Annotated in this window: 5 protein-coding genes; 2 read left to right on the forward strand and 3 right to left on the reverse strand. The window is 38.9% G+C overall.

What is annotated here, in order from left to right; all coding sequences use genetic code 11:
• Nucleotides 1-90 precede the first annotated feature (90 nt).
• Together AC29Z1_RS14245 and AC29Z1_RS14250 are read right to left on the reverse strand one after the other, a co-directional pair.
• Nucleotides 91-648, reverse strand: a complete 558-nt coding sequence (locus tag AC29Z1_RS14245; RefSeq protein ID WP_488272119.1) for a guanylate kinase — start codon at nucleotides 646-648, stop codon at nucleotides 91-93.
• Between the two features lie 84 nt (nucleotides 649-732).
• Nucleotides 733-918, reverse strand: a complete 186-nt coding sequence (locus AC29Z1_RS14250; RefSeq protein WP_488272120.1) for a YjfB family protein — start codon at nucleotides 916-918, stop codon at nucleotides 733-735.
• A gap of 637 nt (nucleotides 919-1555) precedes the next feature.
• On the opposite strand from AC29Z1_RS14250, the gene AC29Z1_RS14255 reads away from it, so the two are divergent.
• Nucleotides 1556-2314, forward strand: coding sequence for a tRNA threonylcarbamoyladenosine dehydratase (locus AC29Z1_RS14255; RefSeq protein ID WP_488272121.1), 759 nt, complete (start codon nucleotides 1556-1558; stop codon nucleotides 2312-2314).
• A 34-nt stretch (nucleotides 2315-2348) separates the two neighbouring features.
• Here the strand turns inward: AC29Z1_RS14255 and AC29Z1_RS14260 are convergent, their stop codons facing one another.
• Nucleotides 2349-2543, reverse strand: coding sequence for a hypothetical protein (locus tag AC29Z1_RS14260; RefSeq protein ID WP_488272122.1), 195 nt, complete (start codon nucleotides 2541-2543; stop codon nucleotides 2349-2351).
• A 402-nt stretch (nucleotides 2544-2945) separates the two neighbouring features.
• On the opposite strand from AC29Z1_RS14260, the gene nifB reads away from it, so the two are divergent.
• On the forward strand, nucleotides 2946-3992 hold the full coding sequence (gene nifB / locus AC29Z1_RS14265) for a nitrogenase cofactor biosynthesis protein NifB (protein ID WP_488272123.1): 1047 nt from the start codon (nucleotides 2946-2948) through the stop codon (nucleotides 3990-3992).
• The last annotated feature ends 381 nt before the right edge of the window (nucleotides 3993-4373 follow it).

Consider the following 4373-nt stretch of genomic DNA (forward strand, 5'->3'; position numbering starts at 1 on the left):
GACGGCAGGAAGGTTCCCCGTTTTGCCCTAGAAATAGAGTTTGAGTAAAGGGCAAAAGACTACCAGACAATATGGTAGTCTTTTTGCTTGTTATATCACTTTAGGCGGAAGTGTTATTTTCCCGACAATAGCTAGTATCTGGCGAACCGCAACCGCAAGTTGTCCGGTGTTTTTTACTACATAGGTGGCTGATTGCCAGTTGTCGAATTCTCCAGTGCTGTTAGCATATTCAATTCGACGTTTGATTTGAGAAGGATCATCGCCACGTTCTAACATCCGGCTAATGACTGTATCATGATCTGCCATGATGAATATCGATTCCATACGATTACCAAACAGTTTTCTTAACTGCGTGAGTCCCTGCGTGTTTACAGCAACTGTGCTTATCGGATATTTTTTGACTTTTTCAAGCACTTCATTTTTGCTTAAACCATATAAGTTTCCTGAGTATTCAACCCGTTCAATGAGCTCGGTTTTCTGGAAACTTTCCTTGGTGACGAAATAGTAATGGATACCATCAATTTCCTCAGGTCTTGGTTTTCTGGTAGTGTGGCTAACCATCATAGGGATTCCATATTGTGCAAGCTCATTCATAATACTGGTTTTGCCTGAAGCTGGGGGACCTATAAGTGCGTAAAGTTTATTCATAAATCCTCCATATTTAGAATATTTTGCTATTGTTGTAGATTGGAAAAAAAGCTTCTGAGCTAAGTTCAGAAGCTTTTTATAATACTAAATAGAAATATCAATATTATTGCCTAAATGGGAAGGGGAAAGCGCAGGTCCGGTTCCCATCAATTGAAACAGACTTTGACTTTGGCTTGTAGCGGTATCCATCACTGTTTTCATCATGAGGATATTGGCTTGTTGTTTAATGTTTGCTTGTGTAACAACTGTGGCAAGAGCAGCAATGTCCATATTGCTTCGCCTCCCATACTATCTATATATAAATTATACTATCTTATGGTATAACCAGTCAACTTATGCATTTTTTTGGCTTTTGTGTCCGGAATATGGGTGAAAAGTCAAAAAGTATATATTGCCAGGATGGGGTTGTTTACAGTGGATTAATAAGTTATTAATGTAATATTTTTCTATTTACAAATAATATTACTGCATGATAGAATTTATTTGTATACTCGAGTTTTCAACAAAAATACAAATGTATAATAACAATGACTAACGGGCAAAAGTTGTATGCGATTTAAGGGTTGGCTGTATCATACTTTTATTTGAAAATGATTGGTCTAAAAAATGTTAAAGCTCATATACTGTTTAGTGCGGTATTATATTGACTTTGTTTGAGTGGGGCATAGTGGAAATGAAGAGTAATCAAATGTATTCAGGGACTATCTCAGGAGGTGGCAGAATGTTAGTGCATATTCAATGTGGAGTTGTTATGGAAATTGATCAGGATGGCAAGCATGTGTGTCCAAAATGCGGTAAAGTAATTAAGCCGCGAATTTCTCGCAAATAGGTGGAAGTAGAGCTATTGATTAGTCTGGGAGGATTTTGGTATACTAAGTAGATATGACAGACAAGTAAGGGTGACAGTATGCTGCATGAGTTTTCCCGGACAGAATTATTAATTGGTGCAGAAGGCCTGGAAAAATTGGCTAAAAGTAAGGTAGCTGTTTTTGGTATTGGTGGCGTCGGCACATTTGTAGTTGAGGGGTTAGTGCGTTCTGGTGTCGGTAAATTTGTATTGGTGGATGATGATTGTATTTGCCTCACAAATATTAATCGACAATTACACGCCACTAGAAAAACTATTGGCAAACCTAAAGTTGAGGTTATGCGTGACCGTATTCTCGAAATTAATCCTAAAGCCGAAGTTACTATCTTTCAGGAATTTTATATGCCAGATACAGCAACAAGGCTCATTGCTGATGATTACACATATATCGTTGATGCCATTGATACCGTTACTGCCAAACTTGATTTAATTGTTAGGGCTAAAGCCAAGAATATTCCCATTATTTCATCTATGGGAGCCGGAAATAAACTGGATCCGACTAAGTTTGAAGTTGCAGACATTTTTAATACATCGGTGTGTCCTTTAGCTAAGGTAATGCGGCAAGAGTTAAGAAAACGCGGGGTAGATTCCCTTAAAGTCGTTTATTCCAAAGAAGAGCCACGCAAGCCAGTGGAAACAGAAAGTTCCAGTTGCAGTGTTGGTTGTGTTTGCCCGCAGGGGACAACACGTAAATGTACTGCCCGCCGACAAATTCCCGGAAGTATTGCCTTTGTGCCATCAGTTGCTGGTCTTATTATTGCCGGCGAGGTAGTCAAAGATATTCTCAGCATGAAGTGAAATGAAGCTTTATGGGCTAGCCATAAAGCTTCATTTATTTTTTTTCGGCACGTTTTTGATTATATACTTCCCAGGCTGTCATGATTTTTTGACGAGAAAATTCTAAGCGTTTGGCAGTTACTTTATTACCGTTTCGCTCGTTTTCTGTTGCAAGGTCATAGAGTGTGTTATTGAGAGAACCTACAATGGCCATAAGTAGTTCGTGTACTTCATCTTTGGATGATTCCATGGACAGAGCCTCCGATCTTAAAAGTAAAAGAAATCTGCTGGTTGAAGCAGAGGATGGAGCATTTTTGAAGATTGCAGTTTTGATTATAACGGTATATGTATGAATTTGCAAGGATAGTATAATTTTAACATTAAATATTTAATTTTTCGAATTTATTTCAGAACTATTGCAGTAAACTGGCTATCTATGGTATATTTTTTATAAACTAGGAGATATGTTTTGCAGCAATGACGCTATGGAGCAGGATGTTTCTGTCCCATAGCTTTACTTTTAACAATCTACTAACATAATAGAATAGATAACAGAAGCAATGAGGCTTACTGCATGTATATGTGGTAAGCCTTTGTCTTTTTTACAGAACAAAGCCTTATGTACAACTAGAGGAAAGGGGGTGGCCGCTCTATGCGGAGCGTGCTTACCGATAAACATCCTTGTTTTTCTGCTCTAGCGCAGCATCAATATGCCCGTATGCATTTGCCGGTGGCCCCCCGGTGTAATATTAGCTGCAATTACTGCAGCCGTAAATTCGATTGTGTTAATGAAAGTCGTCCGGGTGTAACCAGTGAGATCCTATCACCTCAAAAAGCTAGAGAAAAATTTGAGCAGGTAAAAGCCGAAATTCCTAACCTTAGTGTTGTCGGGATTGCAGGTCCAGGTGACTGTTTAGCTAACTGGGAGGAAACACGAAAGACGATTACGTTAATTAAACAGACCGCTCCTGACATTCATTTTTGTTTGTCAACAAATGGGTTATTACTGCCAGAATATGCTCCAGAGATTGTAAAGCTTGGTGTACGTTATGTTACTGTTACTGTTAACTGTATTGACCCGGCAATAGGTGAACAAATCTATGGTAGTGTCAATTATCTGGGAAAACGCTATATGGGGTTAGAAGGCTCAAAAATTCTGGTGCATAATCAGCAAGAAGGGATTATGTATTTGGCTGGTCATGGTATACAGGTTAAGGTGAACATTGTCATGATTAAAATCGTTAATGATTGGCATATACCTGCCATCGTAAGGCGAGTTAAACAACTTGGAGCAACCCTAATAAACATTATGCCGTTTATTCCGGCCCCTGGCAGCGTTTTTTCTGGTTTACCTCAAACAAGCATGAATGATATTGCCGCTGTCCGGGCTGCCTGCTGCAGCGAAATGAAACAGATGACTCATTGCCGTCTGTGCCGGGCCGATGCCATTGGTCTTTTAGCCCAAGATCGTTCTTCAGAATTCAGACGTCACGTAAAGCAGCCTGAGCTGTTTGAGTATAAGCCACTTCAGCCTATTTCCTTTACCGGATACTACAAGGTAGCTGTTACTAGTAAATCTAGTAAGTTGGTTGATTTGCATTTCGAGCAAGCAGAAGAATTCCAGATTTATCATGTCAATGGTAAAAGATATGAATTAGTCGATATTCTTCTATTAGAAAGATATTGTACAATTAATTAAAAGTTCATTACCAAAGATAAACGCCGGGATGACATTTTAGCAGTGTTGGCAGATTGTCAGGCAGTTTTAACGATGCATATTAGTTACCAGTTACAAAAGCGCTTGTTGAAGCGAGGGATTATGGCGATAGAATATTGTTACACCATTGAAAGTGGACTTTTATATACAGTTGAGCAACTTGAGTTAAAAGGTGCTGTTAGCTAAAAGGAAGGGAGGTAACAATAGCGAAATAGTAAGGTAGATCCATAAATGGTTTTAACTTCCAAGGAGATATTGCAGCCGGTATTATATGCAAGCTTTTATCATTTAAAGTGTTTTTAGTGTATCGCTCTAGCAGAAATTCGAATGTGTATGTGTACCGGCTTGACTATAAGGTTGAGC

Source organism: Sporomusa sp. (assembly GCF_057736855.1).